General features: G+C 51.5%; 12 protein-coding genes. 8 read left to right on the top strand and 4 right to left on the bottom strand.

Going from position 1 to position 21,250, the window contains the following annotated elements; translation table 11 throughout:
- Window positions 1-12: 12 nt before the first annotated feature.
- From ACJJID_RS00470 to ACJJID_RS00460, 3 genes are all read right to left on the bottom strand, one after another.
- Window positions 13-3,165: an efflux RND transporter permease subunit gene (locus ACJJID_RS00470; protein WP_444921025.1), complete on the bottom strand. Its 3,153-nt coding sequence runs from the start codon at window positions 3,163-3,165 to the stop codon at window positions 13-15.
- A 2-nt stretch (window positions 3,166-3,167) separates the two neighbouring features.
- Window positions 3,168-4,364: an efflux RND transporter periplasmic adaptor subunit gene (locus ACJJID_RS00465; protein WP_444921024.1), complete on the bottom strand. Its 1,197-nt coding sequence runs from the start codon at window positions 4,362-4,364 to the stop codon at window positions 3,168-3,170.
- Between the two features lie 284 nt (window positions 4,365-4,648).
- Window positions 4,649-5,347: a cyclic nucleotide-binding domain-containing protein gene (locus ACJJID_RS00460; RefSeq protein WP_152451407.1), complete on the bottom strand. Its 699-nt coding sequence runs from the start codon at window positions 5,345-5,347 to the stop codon at window positions 4,649-4,651.
- A gap of 342 nt (window positions 5,348-5,689) precedes the next feature.
- Between ACJJID_RS00460 and ACJJID_RS00455 the strand changes: the two genes are divergently transcribed.
- The 6 genes from ACJJID_RS00455 to ACJJID_RS00430 all read left to right on the top strand — a co-directional run bounded on the left by ACJJID_RS00455 (window position 5,690) and on the right by ACJJID_RS00430 (window position 17,653).
- On the top strand, window positions 5,690-6,958 hold the full coding sequence (locus ACJJID_RS00455) for a TonB family protein (protein WP_444921023.1): 1,269 nt from the start codon (window positions 5,690-5,692) through the stop codon (window positions 6,956-6,958).
- Between the two features lie 213 nt (window positions 6,959-7,171).
- Window positions 7,172-9,241 carry a M13 family metallopeptidase gene (locus ACJJID_RS00450; protein ID WP_444921022.1) on the top strand — a complete coding sequence of 690 codons (2,070 nt, stop codon included), beginning with the start codon at window positions 7,172-7,174 and terminating at the stop codon, window positions 9,239-9,241.
- Between the two features lie 214 nt (window positions 9,242-9,455).
- The gene (locus ACJJID_RS00445; protein ID WP_444921021.1) at window positions 9,456-11,342 is read left to right on the top strand and encodes an MFS transporter; all 1,887 of its coding nucleotides are present in this window, start codon (window positions 9,456-9,458) and stop codon (window positions 11,340-11,342) included.
- A 295-nt stretch (window positions 11,343-11,637) separates the two neighbouring features.
- Window positions 11,638-13,491 carry an MFS transporter gene (locus ACJJID_RS00440; RefSeq protein WP_444921020.1) on the top strand — a complete coding sequence of 618 codons (1,854 nt, stop codon included), beginning with the start codon at window positions 11,638-11,640 and terminating at the stop codon, window positions 13,489-13,491.
- A gap of 175 nt (window positions 13,492-13,666) precedes the next feature.
- A complete protein-coding gene (locus ACJJID_RS00435; RefSeq protein WP_444921019.1) occupies window positions 13,667-15,499 on the top strand; it encodes an MFS transporter in 1,833 nt (610 codons plus the stop codon).
- A 267-nt stretch (window positions 15,500-15,766) separates the two neighbouring features.
- The gene (locus tag ACJJID_RS00430) at window positions 15,767-17,653 is read left to right on the top strand and encodes an MFS transporter (protein ID WP_444921018.1); all 1,887 of its coding nucleotides are present in this window, start codon (window positions 15,767-15,769) and stop codon (window positions 17,651-17,653) included.
- Window positions 17,654-17,810: 157 nt separating this feature from the next.
- Here the strand turns inward: ACJJID_RS00430 and ACJJID_RS00425 are convergent, their stop codons facing one another.
- Window positions 17,811-19,742: an FTR1 family protein gene (locus ACJJID_RS00425; protein ID WP_444921017.1), complete on the bottom strand. Its 1,932-nt coding sequence runs from the start codon at window positions 19,740-19,742 to the stop codon at window positions 17,811-17,813.
- Between the two features lie 180 nt (window positions 19,743-19,922).
- Between ACJJID_RS00425 and ACJJID_RS00420 the strand changes: the two genes are divergently transcribed.
- Both ACJJID_RS00420 and ACJJID_RS00415 read left to right on the top strand, forming a co-directional pair.
- On the top strand, window positions 19,923-20,402 hold the full coding sequence (locus ACJJID_RS00420) for a glutathione peroxidase (protein ID WP_444921016.1): 480 nt from the start codon (window positions 19,923-19,925) through the stop codon (window positions 20,400-20,402).
- A 2-nt stretch (window positions 20,403-20,404) separates the two neighbouring features.
- Complete coding sequence (locus ACJJID_RS00415; protein ID WP_444921015.1) at window positions 20,405-20,914, top strand: MarR family winged helix-turn-helix transcriptional regulator; 510 nt, start codon at window positions 20,405-20,407, stop codon at window positions 20,912-20,914.
- The last annotated feature ends 336 nt before the right edge of the window (window positions 20,915-21,250 follow it).

Genomic DNA, 21,250 nt, shown 5'->3' with positions numbered 1-21,250 from the left:
CGAATAGCTAGCCTAGCTCAACTGAGGATTAGCGACCTTTTTCCTGGAAAATTTATCGCGTAAATGCCCTGGCAAAACCAGTAACACCGGAGTCACCAGTAGCGTCAGCAATGTGGAGAAAGACAGCCCATAAACGATGGCACTAGCCAGCTTGACCCAAAAGGAAGCAATAACACCATCCACCACAACGTTTCTTCCCACCATATCGACGCTCACCCCAAGCGCTAATGGCAACAAACCGAGAATCGTAGTCGCAGTAGTGAGAAATACCGGACGCAACCTTTGTGTGGAAGCCTTGAGAGCCGCTTCTGCGGGGCTAAGTCCAGGCTCACTCTTACGCACAAAGTTATAGGTATCGATCAATACAATATTGTTGTTAACCACAATTCCTGCGAGAGCAACGATCCCTACTCCAGTCATGATGACACTGAATGTGCTCTGACTAAGTAACAATCCCAACATCACCCCTATCGTCGACATAATCACTGAAGACAAAATCAACAACGACTGATAAAAGCTGTTGAACTGTGTTACTAGCAGGATAAACATCAAAAACAGTGAAAGCAGAAAAGCCACACCTAAAAACTGGAACGACTCATTCTGCTCTTCATCCGCACCGCGAAAAAGTAACTCCACACTGGGATCCACAGGATTCTGCTCAAGCCAGGCCCGGATTTCTTTCACCTTGTCATCCGGTAATACGCCGTCCTGGGCATCGGCTTTTACCTGCATGCGGGTAATACCATCAATCCTTTCAATCTTGTCCACTTTGGGCATGGCCACCGTCTGTACAAAACTACTGATTGGCACTGTACCGCGCGGAGTATTTACTTTTAGTTGATCCAGGGCGGCTATACCGCGAGCACTCTGTGGATAACGAATACGGATATCCACTTCTTCATCGGTGTCATCGGGGCGGTACTCCGCCACGCGTACACCGTTGGTCACCAACTGAACCGCTCGCCCCACCTCAGTTAAATCAGCTCCATACAGGGAAGCCTTGGCACGGTCTACCCGCACCTCCCACTGGATACCGGGCAGTGGTGCGGTATTCACAATATCCCGCAAACCACCGAAGTCATCCTCCATCGCCCGGTGCAGGCGCCAGGTTTCCGCCAACAATTTTTCGTAATCCTGCCCGCGTAGCTCCAGCACAATATCCTTGCCAACTGGCGGGCCCCCCTCCATCACATTGGCCGTAACCTTGATCCCGGCAAAATCCGCTGTACGCACACGGATATCTTCGAAAATATCGCGGCTGCGCCGCTCGCGTTCTTCGGCAGGCAATAGTTCCACCAACATATTGGCAATCTGGTCCGGTGCGCGATCGGAGTTGCCTGAAATTCCACCGGAGCCGATCGTCGTATGTGCAATCCGTACTTCGGGAATGCTAAGCACTGCTTTTTCCACCTGGGCAACCAATACTTTCTTCTCCGCCATGGAGAGGTTGCCCTGAGCCCGGATCTCAACGTTGCCGTACTGCTCCTCGGTCTCGGTGAAAAATTCGACCCCGGCACCAAAACGGCCAAAAGCGATAAAAATAGAAACCAGGAGAACAATCGTAGTGGCGAAGGCCATTGCCGGGCGGCGCAGAACAAAAGCCAAGAAGCGGGCATAGAAACCAGTAATTCCCGGCAAATGCGCGGGCTGTCCCTCTTCTAGCTGCTTTAAATAATCGCGCGTGGAAGTGGTCAGATTACTTTTGCCAAACAAAGCGCCCAGCACCGGAGCAAAAAACAGTGCGTAGAGCAGCGACCCCGCTAATACCGCAAAGACGGTGACCGGCAGGTAACGCATGAACTCTCCGACTACCCCCGGCCAAAGCATAATCGGTAGGAAAGCGGCGAGCGTGGTTGCGGTGGAGGCCACCACCGGCCAAAACATACGACTGACCGAAGCGATATAAGCGTTGCGTGCGCTCATACCTTCAGCCATTTTGCGATCGGCAAACTCGGTAATAACGATGGAGCCATCAATCAGCATGCCGAGAGCCAGCAACATGCCGAACATCACCATAAAATTAAAGGAATAACCCAGATACCATGTGACGATAGAACCAAACAGTAAAGAGAACGGCACCCCCAGGCCCACCAAGATGCCTGAGCGGAACCCCAAGGCGGCCACCACAATAATCATCACCAGCAGCATCGCGGTAAGAATATTGCCCTGCATCTCGCTGACCATATCCCGCGCAAAGTTGGACTGGTCAAAAACAAACTCGACTTTTACGCCCTGGGGCAATGCTCCCAACTCCTCTTGCACCACCGATCTGACCCGGTCGGCCACATTAACGGAACTGGCGTCGTTGCGTTTCTCTACATTAATAGCGAGTCCTGGCCGACCATTGATACTGGTGTAACTCACAGCGTCCTTAAAGGTGCGGCGAATATCGGTGACATCACCGAGGGTAACCACACCATCCGCAGAGTTCTTTAGTGGGATTTCATAGACATCCTGTGCGCTCTCAATAAGGCCAGGAACCTTGACAGAAAAACGTCCGCGATCCGTATCCAGTTCCCCTGCAGGAATCAGCAGGTTATTACCCAGTACCGCATTAATCAGTTCCGTACTGGTCACTTGGTAGTGTTCCAGACGCACCGGGTCGATTGTTGCCTCGACCACCTCTTCGCGATTGCCGTGTAGATCTGCACTCAAGACATCGCTGATATTTTCTATTTTGCGCTTGAGCAGCTGGGCACTGCTGAGCAGTACCCGCTCACTGACTTTTTCCCCGGAGAGGGTAACCACAATTGTGGGGAAGGGTTGTGCCGATGCCTCCTCGACGGTGGGCTCCTCCGCATCCCTGGGCAGTTCTGCACGAGCTCGCTCCACCGCATTGCGGATATCATCCACTGCATCATCCACATCAATTGCAGAGTCAAATTCCACCACGATATAGGCCAGGGACTCACGGGCGACTGCAATCACCTCGACAACGCCTTCGACAGCACGAATTTCCTGCTCCAGGGGGCGCACCAAAAGGCGTACACCATCCTCGGGTGATATGCCTTCATGGGTAACCTGAACCATGACAAATGGCGGGTTCACTTCAGGGCTAGACTCAATTGTCATAGCGCCGCGGGCCACCAGCCCCACAAGGACAATCAACAGCATCAGGCAAATAGCGCTGCGATTACGCTCAATCGCGCTCTCTAATAATTTCATCGCTAGTTACCTTTCTGATCTTCCTGTGCAGGCAGCCCCTTTGAGGCGGGCATTATTTCAGGATGAATATCTACAGATGGGGATTGCGCATTCAGTGCGGGCTCTGGTGGATGCATATCGACCCGAACGATATCGCCCTGGCTCACATACTCCTGACCGACGGTAATCAGAGTAACCGGGTCCGGCAAACCGCTGACCCAAACACCCCCATCCCCATCGCCCACCAAAGTGACGTTGATAAAATCTACCCGGTTATTTTCATCGAGAACACGCACACCCAATGTGCCGCTGTCATCCAGTGTCAGTAGCGAGGAATTAATATGGTGTGCCAGTATTTCACCGGTGGGCAGAGCCAGGCGACCACTCAAACCTCCGCGCAGCAGGTTACCGGGATTATTCACCGCCACCTCAACCCGGTAAGCGCGGGTCACTTCTTGGGCCTGCTGGCTGATATAACGCAACTTGCCCTGAACCGGGATACCGCGCTGTAATTCTGCGCTAGCCGGACCCGCGGGAACCAGATTGCCCACTTGATTCTCGGAGACCTCGCCAACCACCAGAATCGGATCCAAATCCAGCAGAGTCGCACACTCCTCTCCCCGGCGAATAAAATCCCCCAGCTCTACCGCGCGCTTATTGACCACGCCAGCAAAAGGCGCGCGAACTTTCAGGTTATCCACCATCACCTTGGCCGAAGTGAAATCCGCCTTCGCCTGTGCCAGGGCAACGCTCTGTTGAGCCATGGCCGTATCAGACTGCAAGCCCTTATTTTTTAAGCGCTCGGCGCCGGCATAATCCAGCCGCGCTTTATTCAATGCAGCTTCGGCCAGGGCCAGTTTTTCCAGGCGATCCTCTGCTTCAATTTCACAAATCACCTCGCCTTGCCGCACTTGGCTTCCCTCAGCTACCGGCAGTCGGGAAATAACGCCATCTAGCTCTGCCCGCAGGCGTACGCTGCGATTCGCTTCGGTATGACCATTGACCAGCACCCGTGTAGCGTAGGACTGAGCCTCAATTCGCTGAGCCTGAACCCGTATGGCCATCTCGGGCACAACTCCAACCTCTTCAGAAGGGCTAACGTCGTCGCCCTCCTTCTCAGGCAATAAAACTCCACTGAACAGCCAGGCAAGGGCCAGCAGGGTAACGAGCAGGGCGATTCGATAATTTCGGTTAGACCAAATGGATACCAGTGCACTCATAAATAGAAACCTGTCAGGCACAAATAAAACTGCCGCCGCTGGCGCAGTGATTTGAGTAGACCAAATTTTACACAGCCCAGCCATATTCCTAAATTGAAATCTCAGAGAAATAGATCAGATGACATGGCTGCGGGGCCGGCGACATCAGCGGATGTCTGAGCACAATGAGTATAAGAAGGGGGAATCATTTCGCGGGCAGCGCCGGAAAAATATGTACTAAGCAGCAGGGAGAGACCGGCCAGACAAATCCATAAGAGACACTGGCCGCATCATTTTATAAGAAATTAAGACAGCATCGATTCCAGAAAACCGAGCATGTCGGACTCATCATCAATCAATTCACCAGAACCAAATTCTGCATTCCAGTCGAGAAGTATTCTCGCCAGAGCCCTGGCCTGATCTGCCAAAGCAACCAACTCCTCGCGGCAATTCTTCGGCCCGGTATAGAGTTTTAATTTGCGGTGGCTATCGGCCAGCTGGTGGCTCGGATACTTGGAGCGGTACACCTCCAGCTTCCAGCGCAGTGAATGCACCATGTTGCGGTAAAACGTCAACTTTGTCGGCAGCTGCAACAGGGAAAAATCTTCCAAATCACCAAACAGGGTGCAATCGAGTCCGAGTACCTGGGTCTCACGGCTATTGTGTGCGGCGAAAACATTGGCGCTACGGGGCTCCGCCAACAGCATGGAGAGGTCACCAAATAATTCACCTGGGCGGATAACCGCGAGAGTCCGCTCCCCTCCATGACCGCTGGCTTCAACCTGGACCTGCAATTCACCACGCAGCAGGAAAAAAACCCACTGATCGACATCGCCAGCGCGCAGTAACTGCTCCCCCGGCTGCAAGCTCAAAAGCCTGGAGCGCTTTAACAGCACGTCGTACTGCCACTCACTGGCCGCACGAATATCACGAAACAAATGAATAACGTTAAGGAGCTTATCGACAGCTTCCCGCGGATAGTCAATAAGAGGCTTAATTTCCATAGATACCGCAAAATTAGTGAAAACTTTTCCATTTTTTCCCGAAGTGTGGCGGATGCCACTTGGCGAGGCCGGATTCTAAACGATATCGGTCTGCCACACCCGTCGATGGCTATGACAATCGTTTCCCGGCTTAGACCCGCGATGCCGCGCGGGAGGGCATTCTAACCTCTCTAGGCTTGAACTCCATTGCAGTTGCAGTAGAGTTAGGCGAAGTGTTGAGCACAGTGTGCTCTCTCACACTTTCAATGCGCACTCATTCATAGGATTTGTGTGCACCGGGGAGGGATACCTCAATCTTAATAACCGGAGCCACGCTTCCGGACTTGCAGACACCATAGAACAATGAAATCGATAAAAATTGTCTTCTCACTTTGGGTGTTAACTTTTGCTGTAACTGCCTCAGCTGCACCGCTCTTAAATGGCCTTGCGCTCGAACAACAATTCAACAAAGAGCTCTATATCGCCGCCATCTACTCAGAGAGTCTCTCCACGGACTCCGCCAACCTCTACAACACAGAGATACCGCGGCGCCTGGAAGTACGGGTGTTGGCCAAGAGCCTGCCCGCACGCCGCTTCCGCAATCAGTGGATGGAGAGTATCGCCATCAATAACCGCGGTGACACACTGAGCAGCCAAGCTGAAGATATGGTGACCTTCGCCAACCTATTTAGAGGCCGCCTGCACCGCGGGGACCAGTTAGCTGTAGACTTCGCTGCCGACAGCGGTATCACCACGGTTTCCCTCAATGGCATCACTCTCGGTGAGATAGCCAACCCGGATTTCTTCAATACCCTGCTGCGCGCTTGGATCGGCCCAGTGCCCCCTTCTACGGATTTCCGCGATGGCCTGCTCTCCGCTGGTGATGTCCCCGCTTCCCTTCGCTCCACTTTTGAGAGTTTGGAGCCCAGCAGCGAGCGTATTGCTGAGCTGCAGCTGAAGCAGATTGGCCAGGAGGAAGCTCTCGCCGCGGCACAGGCCCCTCAGAAAGAAGAGGAGTTAGCCAAGCCCACAATGGTTGAGGTGGATCTCGCCCCCCCCACCATGACTCTGACTCCTGCAGCTCCCGCGGCCTCTGCACCACAAACTTCAGAAGCACTTACTTCAGAGCCACTTGAAGTGGCCGAGGAAGTCACAGAACAAGTGGCTGAGGCTGCAGATTCACTTGCCCAGGTGGAGGGAGAGCCCTTGGAATTCGAGGGTGAGAACAACAGCGAGCCAACGCAACTAGCGGCAAGCAGCCCTGAAAATATGGCCGCTGTCGATATGGATGACGAATTTGAAGAGGAAGATGAGGCGCCTCTGACTGCCGGCATGATACTCGCTCGCCAAATTTACACCTCTAATTTGCTGCGCCACACCTTCCGTCATATTCGCTATCCCAAACGCGCCCAGGAGCGTGGCCAGGAAGGCAGTGTGCGCCTGAATGTAGTGATCAATCCGCGCGGTGAGGTAGTGGATATTCAGGCAATCCAGGAGTCTCGATTTGGCACACTTAACCGAGAAGCCCGCGCAGCCGTCGAGAGGGCGGCCCCCTACCCTGCAGTACCCGCACAGCTGGGAGAGGAATCCTTCAGCTTCTCGCTGCCAATTACCTTTAACCTGCCTGACTAAATTGCTCTCCTAAAAGCCCCACTCAGTGGGGCTTTTGCTGAAAAAATACTGTTAGTATTTCTCCTGATTTCCCCTCCTCGCTAGCGCGGTCCCGGCTTGAAAGAAGCCACCATCTGCCGCAGCCCATCCGCCGCTAGACGCAGCCCTCTTGCCCAACCTCAGTGTCCCCTTTTACCATGTACCCTTGATTCAGCTGAGCAAAAATTAGCCAAAATGAAAAAACTACTATTACCTGTCGCGATTGCAGGCATCCTCGCCGGCACCCAACTATCCCTAATGGCCCAGGCCCACGACCACAGCGGTTCAGGTCATCACAAGGCCGCAGCTGAGCAAACGCAACTCTCCTCCGGCATCGACCTCAGCGCCATGGATACCAGCGTGCGCCCACAGGATGACTTCTTCGCATATGTGAATGGTACCTGGCTGAAAAACACCGAGATTCCCGCAGATAAGTCCCGTTGGGGCGGTTTCTCTATCCTGCGTGACAAGAGTACCGAACAGGTTAAAACACTGATTATGGAGGCCGGCAAAGGCGCCAGCAGTGCCGACGCCAAGCAGATTGGCGATCTTTACAACAGCTTTATGAATGAAAAGCTGATTGAGAAGAAAGGCATTGCCGCCGTTTCCTCCGAACTCGCCAAGATTGATGCTATTAAAACCCGCAAGGATCTGACCGACTTCTTCGCCTATGCCGACATCGCCGGCTATGACGTCCCCTTCGGTGGCGGCATTTACCAGGACCTGAAGCAGGTCGAGGACTACATCACCTTCCTGTGGCAGGCGGGCCTGGGTCTGCCAGACCGCGACTACTACTTCGAAGATACCGAGAAGAGCAAAGGCCTACGCAAAGCTTATAAAGAGTACCTGGTACAAATCCAGGAGCTGGCTGAGCTCGACAATGCCGAGGCATTCTCCGGCAAAATCTTCAAACTGGAAGAGAGCCTGGCCAAACACCACCGCACCCGCCTGGATAACCGCGATCCCGAAAAGTATTACAACAAGAAATCTGTTGCCGAGCTGAAAAAACTGATGCCCGCAGTGGACTGGGACAGCTACCTGAAAACCGCCAAGCTGGCCAAGGCCGACAACTTTATTGTGGGTCAGCCCGAGTACCTGGAAGCCGCCAACCAGATCATCGTCGATACCGACATAGCCACCTGGAAGCGCTACCTGAAGGTCAAGGTACTTTCTGCCATGGCGCCCTATATGCATAGTGACATTGCCCAGGCGCATTTCGACTTTTACAACACCAAGCTGCACGGTGTAGAACAGATGGAACCCCGCTGGAAGCGCGGCGTAGAGTTTGTGAATGGCGCAGTCGGTGAGCTGGTCGGTAAGCGCTACGTGGAGAAGTATTTCCCACCGGAAGCCAAGGCACGCATGACTGTGTTGGTGGACAACCTGAAAGCTGCCTACCGTGAATCCATCGAGTCGTTGGAGTGGATGGGCGAGGACACCCGCAAGCAGGCGCTGTTCAAGCTGGAGAACTTTACGACCAAGATCGGCTACCCCGACAAGTGGCGCGACTACTCCGCCCTCAAAGTGGACGCCGACAATCTCGTGAACAACGTGCTTGCAGCCAATCTGTTTGAAGCCAGCTACGATCGCAACAAGTTGGGCAAGCCCATCGATCGCGGTGAGTGGGGCATGAGCCCACAGACTGTGAATGCCTACTACAACCCGGCAATGAACGAGATCGTTTTCCCTGCGGCCATTCTGCAACCGCCTTTCTTTGATCTGAATGCCGACGACGCGGTGAACTACGGTGGCATCGGTGGCGTTATCGGCCATGAAATCGGTCACGGCTTCGACGACAAGGGTAGTAAGTTTGATGGCAGGGGCTACTTGAACAACTGGTGGACCGACTCCGACCGCAGTAACTTTGAGAACCTCACCGGAAAACTGGTTTCCCAGTACGATGCATTCGAACCTTTAGAAGGCGAGCACATTAACGGCAACCTGACTCTGGGGGAAAACATCGGTGACCTGTCCGGTCTGGGCATCGCCTACAAAGCCTACAAAATGTCCCTGAACGGCAAAGAAGCCCCGGTAATCGATGGCTTTACCGGCGATCAGCGTGTATTCCTCGGCTGGGCCCAGGTATGGCGCAGCAAGATCCGCGATGAAGCTCTGAGCGGCCGCATGAAGGTGGATACCCACTCCCCCGCCGAGTACCGGGTGAAAGGTGTTCTGCCCAATATCGAAGCCTTCTACGAAGCTTTCGATGTGAAAGAGGGTGACGGCATGTACCTGCCGAAAGAAGAGCGTGTGAAGATCTGGTAATCGTTGGAAAAATCTGACTAATAATTACCAGTTTTGAACACCACCGGCCGCCCCGGCGGCCGGTTTGCCACCTGAATATTCCGCTAGCCAGACTTCCCGACTCCCGCATCCCCCCTCACTTTCGTACCATTTATTTCGTCGCCACTACAAGCTGGACAACCCCTTGCCCCAATGGCTTAAGATGGACAGCGTGCTTTTATAAGAGATAACACCAATGGCCCATCGCACCCAGTTTCAGCTGCTTGCCAGTCGCCGTTTTCTGCCTTTCTTTATCACCCAGTTTTTGGGCGCTTTTAACGATAATGTCTATAAAAATGCGCTGATCGTGATGATCGCCTTCCGCCTAGTGGAGAGCGAAGCCAATGCGCTGATCAACATTGCCGCTGGCCTGTTTATCCTGCCCTTTTTCTTGTTTTCTGCATCCGCTGGCCAGATTGCAGATAAATTCGATAAGAGCCGCTTAATCAGGCTGATCAAACTGGGGGAGATCGTGATTGGCGCCCTTGGTATTGGTGCCCTTTACAGCGGCAACCACGTGTTCTGTCTCGCTGTGCTTTTCTTGCTCGGGGTGCAATCTGCATTCTTTGGCCCGGTCAAATACGCCATCCTGCCCCAGTCCCTAAAGCGCTCCGAACTGGTCGGAGGCAACGCTCTGGTGGAGATGGGCACTTTTGTCGGTATCCTCGCCGGTACCATTGTCGGTGGCCTGCTCGCAGGCCTGACCGGTCAGGGGGAGCACGGTCTCTTTTATCTAAGCCTGATTATTATGGGCGCTGCGATATTCGGTTACCTCGCGAGCCGCTGGATTCCTCAGAGTCCCGCGCCCGCTCCAAGCCTGCGTATCAACCCGAACCCCGTCACACAAACCCGTAACATCTTAAGTACCACCGCCAAAACCCCGTCGATTTTCTATGCCATCATCGGCATCTCTTGGTTTTGGTTGCTAGGCGCGGCCTATCTGACTCAGATACCCAGCTTTACTAAAAACGTGCTGGGAGGGGATGAATCTCTCGTTACCTTGCTGCTATGCGCTTTCACTATCGGCATTGCGCTGGGCTCCATGCTTTGCGAACGCTTATCCGACGGTCATATCGAGCTGGGCCTGGTGCCGCTGGGCGCAGCCGGCCTCACTATTGCCGGCATTGCCCTATCCTTCGCCGGGCATAGTTTCCAGGAATTACAGCAACCCACGCTGACCGCCTTCTTCAACAGCGATGGCGCCCTCGCGATTCTTACCTGTATCGTATTGCTGGGTATTTTCGGCGGTCTCTACATAGTGCCCCTCTACGCCATGATGCAAGACCGCTCGGCAGCAGAGATTCGCGCTCAGATTATCTCGGTCAACAATATCCTCAACGCCTTATTTATGGTGATCTCGGCGCTGATGGGCATTTTGTTCCTGAATATACTGCAGGCCTCGATTCCAGAGTTTTTCCTGATTATCGCGCTGATGAATGCTGCGGTAGCAATCTTTGTATTCACCAAGGTGCCAGAGTTCGCCATGCGCCTTCTTATCTGGATGCTCTCGCACACCATGTACCGGGTCAAACACCAAGGACTGGAGAAAATTCCCGCAGAGGGGCCGGCTCTGATTGTATGCAACCATGTGAGCTATGTAGATGCCCTGCTACTAGCGGGCGCCGTACGCCGGCCGATTCGCTTTATTATGTACAAGCCGATTTACGAAATCCCAGTGCTGCACTTTATCTTTCGCACCGGACGCGCCATTCCCATCTGCTCCAAAACCCAGGACCCAGAAGGCTATGAGCAGGCATTCAGGGATATTGAGCAGGGCCTAAAAAGTGGCGACCTGCTGTGCATTTTCCCCGAGGGGCAACTCACCAAGGATGGCGAATTACAACCCTTTAAAGCCGGCATAGAAAAGATTCTGGCACGCACACCAGTTCCAGTTATACCCATGGCCCTGCGTGGACTTTGGGGTAGCTTCTTCAGCCATAAGGGCGGACATGCTTTCACCACATTGCCAAAGCGCTTCTGGTCCAAGGTCTGCGTAGTGGCGGGTTCACCGATTGAGGCACCGGAAGCCAAAGCCCAGGCTTTGCGCGATGAGGTTCTAGAGCTTCGCGGAGAAAAAAGGTAAGACTTCAGCCACCTTACTGGAGTTGCCTTACTGGGCTGGATCACAACCAGCCCAGTAATCTAACGCCAGTAATCAATCCTTGCTACGCCAAGCCCTACAATAAAGCGGTAGTTATTGTCGCCGTACGGCTAACCTATGCTTATCTAAGCTCCATCAAATGTAACCCCATCAAAAGTAAGCTCACAGTCATAAGCTGAGAATTACTAGGAGCTAAGCATCAGTTTTATAAATTGCCGAAGGCACCTGGTGACGAACAAGCACTAGTCAGCGGGCAGCCCCATGCAAGGAAATGGTAATGGCTCGACAAAATCAGTTCCAACTACTGAGAAAACGCCGATTCCTACCTTTATTCCTCACACTTATTAGCATCTACTTCAACAGTAACCTCTTCAGAAACGCGTTATTAGTCATTTTTGCTTTTCATTTAGCAAAAGCTGAAGCTAACGCCCTAATTAACCTCGCTACAGGCCTTTATCTTTTACCTTTTTTCCTATTTTCAATTACTGCGGGTCAATTGGCGGACAGGTATGATAAAAGCAAATTACTTAAGCTCATTAAATTATTGGAGATGCCCATTGTACTCCTCGGCGCCTTTGCAATTTACATCAGCAATACGCCCTTAAGCTTTTTTGTTCTGTTTCTATTGGCAAGCCATGAAGCCTTCTACAGCCCTGTGCGCTATGCGATTATGCCCCAACACCTGAAGCGCCAGGAACTCATGGGTGGCAATGGGGTGACACAGATGGGAATGTTTGCTGGTGCCCTAGGCGGTGCAATTGCAGGAACACTAATCGCAGACTTTATGAAACCTGGTCAACATGGGGTGTTATATCTCACCCTCATCATGTTACTTATCGCAATATTTGGCTACTTAAGCAGCCGGGCAATTCCATTAGCGCCGCCAGTTACGCCTCACTTAAAAATTAACTGGAATCCTGCCAAGCAGACCCTTCAAATCCTACATCAATCAATGAAGAACCCTGCCATTTTTTATTCGATCATTGCCTCTTCTTGGTTCTGGCTAATAAGCACCACCTTTTCGGCACAACTTCCCAGTTTTACAAAAAATACCCTGGGTGCCAGCGAGATGGTGGTCACCCTGATGATCTGCTGCCTGACAGTTGGTGTGGCACTAGGCTCACTGATATGTGAAGGCCTGTCCAAAGGCCGCATTACTTTTGGGATTGTGCCTATTGGTGGTATTGGTATCACTCTGGGAGGACTGGGATTGGGTTTTAGCGCTATGGAATTTCATACGCTGTCTGGAGCCGGTATCACTGAATTTCTTAGGAGCGATGGCTCCATTCCAATTCTGCTTTACACTGTTCTAGTGGGTTTCTGTGGTGGGATTTATATCGTACCACTTTACACCATTATTCAAGACCGAGCAGAGAAACAGCTACGCGGACAAATCCTCGCACTCAGCAATATGTTTTTTGCCTTGTTTGTCATGCTCGTCTGTTTATTAAATATATACTTACTAGACATCGTGAAAATAACCATTCCACAGTTATTTATATTCACATCCATTCTGAATTTTCTTACCCTTGCTTTTATCTGCCTCAAACTGCCCGAGTTACTGGTTCACCAGATCACCTGGATCTACTCAAATTTATTGGCCCGAGTACGGAGTAAAAACCTGGAGCAGGTACCTTCAAAAGAGGCCGCATTGCTTATCTGTGACTCTACAGATTACCGCGCTCCTCTACTTATCTACGACACCCTGCCCCGCCCAGTTCGATTTATACTTTCCCAATCCTTGTATAAAAACAAAGTGTTACGCTTTTCACTTAACCAAGGGGGTACGCCCCCAATTATTTATGCTACGAAGGAGATGACTGAGGACAATCTAGCTCTTGCTGAGATAGAAAAATCCGCACAGAGCGGGGAACTCTTGTGCTTGATGCTTGATCAAATCGCACCCTCTCAACCCTCCAATAATTTAAAAATGCCGCTGAATGAATTCTTACGACACCTAGCTATTCCTATTATTCCACTAATTATTCAAAGCAAAAAAGCAGCGAGTAAATTGAGCGGCAAAGTGTTTTTGACTGCTGGAGAGCCTTTAAGTAGCGACAACATTACTCATCAGGACCTCTATCGAACCCTCTATCAAGCCAAATCAGCGTCTATCAAAACCAAACTCTAAACAGCAATAGCATTAGACTGTAGATACTCTTATTGTTGGCGGAAGTTTCTGCTGACACCCCAGCATTCAAAACCCCATTCCTAGCCTATGCTTTTTACTATTTATACTTTTACAGAGTGATCATTTAATTACTGCACCCGTTTACTAGAAGCAGCCCAACCATGGACAGGTGCCAATGGCCCAACACAATCAGTTCACGCTTCTTTTCAAGCGCCGCTTTTTGCCTCTGTTTCTCTCACTGACAAGTGCCACTTTCAATGACAATATTTTTAAAAATGCGCTCCTGGTGATGCTGGCGTTTCGTCTCTCCGAAGCAAAAGCCGACGCCTTAATCAATCTGGCAACGGGATTTTATATATTGCCATATTTCCTTTTTTCCGTTACTGCCGGTCAGTTGGCAGATAAATATGACAAAAGCCAAATAATCAGGGTTTTGAAGTTAGCGGAAATCTTCATCGTTTTACTTGGAGCCTACGGTCTGATTTACAACAATCAAACTATTAACTTTATTGTGCTCTTCCTACTGGCAAGCCATACAGCCATATTCAGCCCGGTGCGATATGCGATTTTGCCCCAACACCTAAAGCGTAGAGAATTGATGGGAGGCAATGGCCTTGCACAGATGGGCTCTTTTGCCGGTGTGTTGAGTGGCACTATTGCCGGCACTCTATTAGCCGGATATACCAATCCCGGTCAACCTGGACTCAATGAATTGAGCGCGACTATGACGGTGATAGCAGTCTTGGGCTATATCGCTAGTCGCCAAGTTCCCCAGGCACCAGCACCGGCCCCAGATTTACGAATCGATTGGAACCCTGTCTCGCAAGCCTGGCGCATACTGCGGTTGACCACAAAGAATCCATCGGTTTTCTACGCAATTCTCGCCTGCTCCTGGTTCTGGCTAGTCAGTGCCGCCTATCTGGTTCAGGTACCCAGCCTTACCAAGAATGTACTGGGGGCCAGCGAACCGGTCATCACCATTATCCTGTGCTGTTTATCTATTGGTGTGGCGGCGGGCTCTCTGATGTGTGAAACCCTGTCTAGAGGACGTATTACCTTTGGCATAGTGCCCATTGGCGCTCTGGGTATGACACTGGCAGGACTGGGCCTCGGTATTACCACTGCCCAGTTTGAAACACTGTCCGGGGCATCCGTTGGCGAATACCTGCGTAGTGACGGCGCTTATGCCGTATTGATATACACAGCGTTACTTGGCATTTCCGGTGGTATTTTTATTGTACCCCTTTACACCATTATGCAGGACAGGACAGATCGCGCCGTGCGTGCGCAGGTGCTCTCACTGAACAATGTAATGAACGCCCTTTTTACTACGATCATTACACTGATCAATATATTTATTCTGGATGTGGTAAAAATTACCATTCCGCAGCTGTTTATTCTGATGGCTCTGATCAATTTTGCAGTAATGGCCTTATTGTTTTACAGACTGCCAGAATTTATTGTGCACCTGCTGATCTGGCTCTCCTCACACCTCTTAGCCCGCACCGCCTATGGAAAGCTGAAAGAAATCCCCAAAAAAAGCGCCGCCTTATTGACCTGCAACGCCACTGTCAAACTGGCTCCCTTACTAGTGATGGACACGTTACAAAGGCCTATTCGTTTCATTCTGCCCCAATGGTTCTACCAGTCTCCACTAATGCACTTTATTTTTAAGAACTACAATATTGCCCCCATTGTTTATGGGCCATCAGAAGACAAAACCCAATTGTCTGCTGAAATACGCCGGGCACTAGAGAATGGTGAATTAATGTGTCTTTTTTACACGCAAGATCAGCGAGATAGTAAATTGACTGACATTGAGAAACCGCTGAGAACAGCCTTGATCGATACAAGCGCCCCGCTAATCCCTCTTGTCTTACAAGGTTTGAACTACCAGGCTCCAGGCAACCGCAACGCCAAAAGATTTAATCTTATCCCCAAAGTCCATATCAGCACCGGGCAGCCTATCGCTGTGGAGAATATAAACGACTCAATCCTTACTAGGTAACCCCAAAAACTGATAGCTGCAATACCACTTTACCCCCAATAATTACGCCACACCTAACACTTTATACTTTGTAAAAACCTATCAACTTCAAAGCAAGGTACTCTCAATCTAATCAGGCAGCAGCAGATACGAGTATCGGTGCCAATATTGCATGCCATAAAGATGATATTCGCTATATTCAGTTACAACATCAGATTTCGATCGAGAATTTCATCGCAGTCAATTAGTCACCGCCATTCAGAGGGCAGCCCTTTAAAGCGATAAAAAATGGCTCAAAACCAGTTTAAGCTGCTCGGTACACGGCGTTTCCTGCCGCTGTTTATCACTCAGGTTCTAGCAGTTTTCAGTGACAATCTGTATAAGAATGCGTTAATTGTATTGCTCGTATTCCGTATGACGGAGGAAGAAGCCAATACACTGATCAATATTGCCACCAGCTTGTATATTCTGCCGTATTTCCTCTTCTCAGCATCCGCAGGACAACTCGCCGACAAAATAGATAAAAGTAAGCTCATCAGAATTTACAAACTGGCCGAAATTGGCATAGGACTCGTGGGTATTGTCGCGCTATTTACACGGCATTATGCCCTGAGCCTGGCGGTTATTTTCTGCTATGGCACCTACGCAGCACTCTTCAGTGCCGCTAAATTTTCCCTGATACCACAACAGTTAAATAGAGACGAGTTGCTTGGGGGCAATGCACTGATCCAGATGGGATCTTTTATTGGCACATTGGCTGGAACGATCGTCGGTACTCTGCTGGTTGGATTCACGCATCCCGGTCAACATGGATTGACATTTATCGCCATTATATTGATATGTGTGGCTCTCAGCGGTTATCTGGCAAGTTGCGCCATCCCCAAAGCACCAGCTCCGTCCCCCAAACTGCATATCAATTGGAATCCGGTAGCACACGCCATGCGGGTCATGTACTCGGCATGGCAAATACCCTCGGTATTTTATTCAATTCTTGCCATCTCCTGGTTCTGGCTGATTACTACGGCTTACCTGGCCCAAATACCTAATTTTACCCGCGATGTCCTCGGGGGAAGTGAAGAGGTAATCACCTTGCTTTTATGCAGCCTCACCGTGGGCACGGCGCTTGGATCACTACTGTGCAATTGGTTATCCCGAGGGCGCATTGAACCGGGATTGATACCATTGGGGGCTATTGGCATCACTTGCACCGGCATGGCGCTGGGTTTTCACTCCAGTCATTTTCATACCCTCACCAATGCAGACCTGACACAGTTTTTAAACAGCCGGGGCTCTTTCTTAATTCTTCTCTACATCGCTCTCTTCGGCGTTTTTGGCGGTATTTTTACCGTGCCGCTGTATGCAATGATCCAGGACCGCTCCAGTGCAGAGATCCGCGCACAAATCATCGCCATCAGCAATATGCTCAATTCACTCTTTATCGTCGCAGCTACCCTCTTGAGCATTACTTTCCTGGATATCTTCCAGATCTCTATCCCAAAGTACTTTGTCATTATCGCTTTACTGAATCTGGTAGTGGTCAGCCTGATTTTTGCCAAGTTGCCAGAGTTCATTATGCGTGTATTACTGTTACTGCCCGCGAGAACCCTCTATAGGGTCAATTTCAAGGGACTGGATCAAATCCCTAATGAGGGGCCCGCCCTCATTGTCAGCAACCACATCAGCTTTTTGGACCCAGTGATATTGGCAGATATTGTCGAACGCTATGTACGCTTTGTCGCCCATCCAGCTATTTTTAAGTCCCGCCTGCTGCGCTGTATTTTGCATATGAGCGATGCCATTCCCATAGGCTTGGACCTCGATGATCCAAACAGCCGTGAGCGCACTTACAAAGCCATAGAGGAGAGCCTGGAAAACGGGGAATTACTCTGTATTTTTCCCGAGGGGAAAATCAGCAAAGATGGTGAGCTGCAGCCATTTCTGAAAGACATTGAGGAAATCTTACGACGCAAGTCTGTGCCGGTTATCCCCATTGCCTTACATGGCGCCGATGCCCAGGCCGAAAACACAGCGCAGCAGCCAAAAAAGAAAAGGAAGCGACGCTTATTTCCCGAAGTCCTGGTTATCGCAGGGCAGCCGGTAGAGAGTATCAATACAGATTCGCAGAGCCTGCAAAAACAAATGCGAGATCTCAAGAAAAACAAAGAGAACAACTAATGGAAAGAAAAGAAATAGAGGTGACGGCACACAGCGGCTTAGTGAGCTAAACGGACCAGGCAAGCAAGATAGGTGGAGGGGATAGGGAAAATGCTACTTAATAGTTGAGCGCACCCGCTGCAATGAGCGGGTGCCTCACAAGACTTATACTGCCAATTTATGTTGTCTTAGCTGAAACCTCGGTCGCAGTACCACCTTTTTTCATCAGCCAGAAAGCGCCGACCAATACCAAAGCCTGCAAACCGATACCCTGCCAAGTGGAGTAGATGCCCAGCCAATCGAAGCTGAACTGTACCGGCAGTGGTGAAATTCCAATCCAGGCCGCCTCCTGCAGAGCTGCAACCGCCTTACCTGCCAGCACAAATGACAGTGCCAGTAACACATAAGTCGTTACGCTGAAGAACTTGCCTATAGGCAGGCTCACGGAGTAACGCACCAAGACGAAACCCAGCACCGCAAGCAAAGCTACAGCTGCGCCAACCCCAGCCCACAGAGTGCCGTAATGACCGGAAGAGGTCTGCGCCAACAGGGATTGATAGAACAGGATGGTCTCGAAAATCTCACGGTAAACCGCGATAAATGCCAGCCCCGCAATCCCCCAGAGTGCACCGCTGCTCAAGCTGCGATTAATACTTTCACGAATATACTTCCGCCACTCGTCCGCCTGAGTCTTGCTGTGCATCCAGAAGCCCACATAGAAAAGCACTACGGCAGCCAGTAAGGCGGCCACGCCCTCCATCACCTCGCGACCGGCACCGCTGATAGTGATCAAGGTCTGCGCTGCAATCCAGGTGGCAAAGCCGGCAATAAAGGCGCCGATCCAGCCGACATGCACAAACTTGAGGGCGTCGCGGCGACCGGTTTTGACCAGAATGGTGGTCAGTGCAATCACCACCAACAGCGCTTCCAACCCCTCACGCAGAAGGATCACCAGGCTCGCAATAAATAGCGCGGCGCCTGACAGATTACTCTCCTTCATCAGCGACTCAGCCTGGGCCAGCTGTTGCAAAATTGTCTCGACCTGTGCCTGAACCAGTTGGGGATCACTGTCAGCATTGAGCTGAGCGCGCAATCCCAGCAGCTCCCGTTCAGTTGCTAGACGCAGATCCTCATCCAGCGAGTCCAGTGAGTTTTCCGCCATTTCAAAACCATCGAGGTAGGCGCTTATAGCCAAGGTGCGGGCATTGGCGAAGTCGCCCTGTTGGTAGGCAACCAGTGATGCCTGTAGTTGAGTGCGCGCCACATCGATGGGAGTGCTTTCCTCTAGACCCTCTGAGGAAAACAGGGCGCTCGGATCTGCCCGCAGAGCCGCCACCGCTTGCGGGGAGATTTCTGGGCGATCATTGCGCAGTACCTGGGGGCTGTACATCACCAGATCCTGCAAGCTCGGCTTAGAATCCGCAGCCGCGGCGCTCTCTCCAACAAATGCCAGACCGCCAACGTAAAATGCCAGGGACCAGCGCTGCTGTTCGGTGAGATTTGCGAAGGGCGTCATCGCCGTGCCATCGATTCCGTTGCTGATGGCATCGTAAAGCCCCAGCAGGGAACGATTCTCTGCGCGCTCACGCTCGTGGAAGTTGGTGGGTGCCGGCTCCAGCCCCGCTGCCAGGGGGCCGTCGCCTCGACCCTCAACACCGTGACAGGCAATGCACTGGGCCTGGTAGATCGCACGGCTCTCTTCAATGCTGAGGAGATCACTCGGCAAGGAGAGTGCCGGAGCAATAGAGAGCAGTCCCTGGCGCAACCTGGCCGTGTGAACCTGAACATCACCGACATCGGCTTTGCGCTGGATAGCCGCCTGCAAGGCCTGGGCCTCGGAGCGGATTGCGCTGGCCTCGGCAGAGTCTTCCAGCTGCTGCCCGCGGTCGATCAGCAGTTCGGCGAACTCTTCCATTTCCGCGTATTCATCGGCATTGATAATTTCGCCCCCGGCGACTGCCTCCGGGTAATCGACGCCAATATATTCCGCCATTTGCATCAACTGGCGCAGCTCCTGCTCGGAGAGGCCCGATTTTTGGGCCTGGGCGGGAGTTATCGAAATGGCCAGCAACACTATAAACAAGCGGGCCAGATAATGGGAAAGGCGCATGGAGAGTCCTTTTCAGTTGCAGCAAACAATATCGGTTATGGGTCACATAATATAATTGATAATTATTCTCACAATAAGGCCCGCCTGAAACTTACTGATACCTCTCCTGTAAATTGAAAGCCTTGCATTTTGAATTGCGTGCAATTAAATTGTGAACAACTTAAATAGATGGAACACACTATGTCCGACCTCTACTCAATTCCCGTTAAGACTGCCAGTGGCGAAACCACATCCCTGGAAGACTACAAGGGCAAGCTGATCCTTGTGGTCAACACCGCCAGTAAGTGCGGATTCACCAAGCAATACAAAGGGCTTGAGGCGCTCTACGATCAATATAAAGACCGCGGCCTGGCCGTACTCGGCTTCCCCTGCAACCAGTTCGGCAAGCAGGAACCCGGCAGCGATGATGAGATCCAGGAGTTCTGTGAACTGAATTTTGGCGTCAGCTTTCCCGTTTACGCCAAGCTGGATGTCAATGGTCCCACCGCCCACCCACTATTTGTAGAGTTAAAGAAACGTGCACCGGGACTCCTCGGTACCGAGGGCATCAAATGGAACTTCACTAAATTCCTGATCAGTAAGGACGGCAAGGAAGTTAAGCGCTACGCGCCAAAGGACACCCCAGAGTCCCTGCAGGAAGAAATCGAACGGATGTTGTAAGCGTGATTTGTGATGACGATTCCGAGCTGGCCCTAAACCGCCAGCTCTGCTTTGCCCTCTACGCCGCCTCCAGGGCCATGACAAAAGCCTACCAGCCCATGCTGCAGGATCTGGGTATCACCTACCCCCAATACCTGGTTTTGATGGTGCTGTGGGAGTGGGCCAGTAAAAATGAAAAAGGCGCAGACGAAGACGCGGTTAGCAATGCGGACAGAAGTGTCGGCGCTCTGGGGCAGCGGCTGATGCTCGATTCCGGCACTCTCACCCCACTGTTAAAGCGCATGCAGCAGCACGGCCTGGTCGAGAGAAGCCGCGCACCATGGGATGAGCGCGTCACCTTAATCGCCGCCACCAGTGCTGGGCTGGCGTTAAAACCCCGGGCCAAGCAGTGGGTACAGCAAAACTTGCAAGGCTCCAACATTACCCGTGCCGAGGTAAAGCAACTCCACAGTGACCTCTGGCAGTTTCTACACAAGCTGGAAGATAACAATCCCAAAGTGCCCGCTAAATAGCCCTCGGCAATGGCCTCCCCAGCCCCCATGACTTGACTAGCCTGGGGGCAAATACCGCCAAATATAGAAAGACGCCCAAAAAACAAGGGTTAAAATAGGACAAACACACCCCAAAAAGATTATTTAAGCGTATTCTTAGGATAGGCATTGACCCGCAGATCAAATAACATCCATAATGTGCGAAATCCAGTCCGAAGCCGGTATCTCCACATATGAAGACTGACAACTGCACCTACAGCCACTGCCATTTCGCCCTAGCTTTCTCGCTGCGACTGCCCCTAGGCGGCATATAATTTTTCTCCCCCCCACCCTGAACAGAATTCCCAACTTTATTTG

It is taken from the genome of Microbulbifer sp. CnH-101-G (genome assembly GCF_052466775.1).
Note: the sequence above shows the minus strand (reverse complement) of the source record. Positions and strands in the feature narration are given on the sequence as shown.

Bases quoted from the DNA above. Each gene is read 5' to 3' on its own strand.
- ACJJID_RS00470 (WP_444921025.1), bottom strand. From the start codon at position 3,165: ATGAAATTATTAGAGAGCGCGATTGAGCGTAATCGCAGCGCTATTTGC.
- ACJJID_RS00465 (WP_444921024.1), bottom strand. From the start codon at position 4,364: ATGAGTGCACTGGTATCCATTTGGTCTAACCGAAATTATCGAATCGCC.
- ACJJID_RS00460 (WP_152451407.1), bottom strand. From the start codon at position 5,347: ATGGAAATTAAGCCTCTTATTGACTATCCGCGGGAAGCTGTCGATAAG.
- ACJJID_RS00455 (WP_444921023.1), top strand. From the start codon at position 5,690: ATGAAATCGATAAAAATTGTCTTCTCACTTTGGGTGTTAACTTTTGCT.
- ACJJID_RS00450 (WP_444921022.1), top strand. From the start codon at position 7,172: ATGAAAAAACTACTATTACCTGTCGCGATTGCAGGCATCCTCGCCGGC.
- ACJJID_RS00445 (WP_444921021.1), top strand. From the start codon at position 9,456: ATGGCCCATCGCACCCAGTTTCAGCTGCTTGCCAGTCGCCGTTTTCTG.
- ACJJID_RS00440 (WP_444921020.1), top strand. From the start codon at position 11,638: ATGGCTCGACAAAATCAGTTCCAACTACTGAGAAAACGCCGATTCCTA.
- ACJJID_RS00435 (WP_444921019.1), top strand. From the start codon at position 13,667: ATGGCCCAACACAATCAGTTCACGCTTCTTTTCAAGCGCCGCTTTTTG.
- ACJJID_RS00430 (WP_444921018.1), top strand. From the start codon at position 15,767: ATGGCTCAAAACCAGTTTAAGCTGCTCGGTACACGGCGTTTCCTGCCG.
- ACJJID_RS00425 (WP_444921017.1), bottom strand. From the start codon at position 19,742: ATGCGCCTTTCCCATTATCTGGCCCGCTTGTTTATAGTGTTGCTGGCC.
- ACJJID_RS00420 (WP_444921016.1), top strand. From the start codon at position 19,923: ATGTCCGACCTCTACTCAATTCCCGTTAAGACTGCCAGTGGCGAAACC.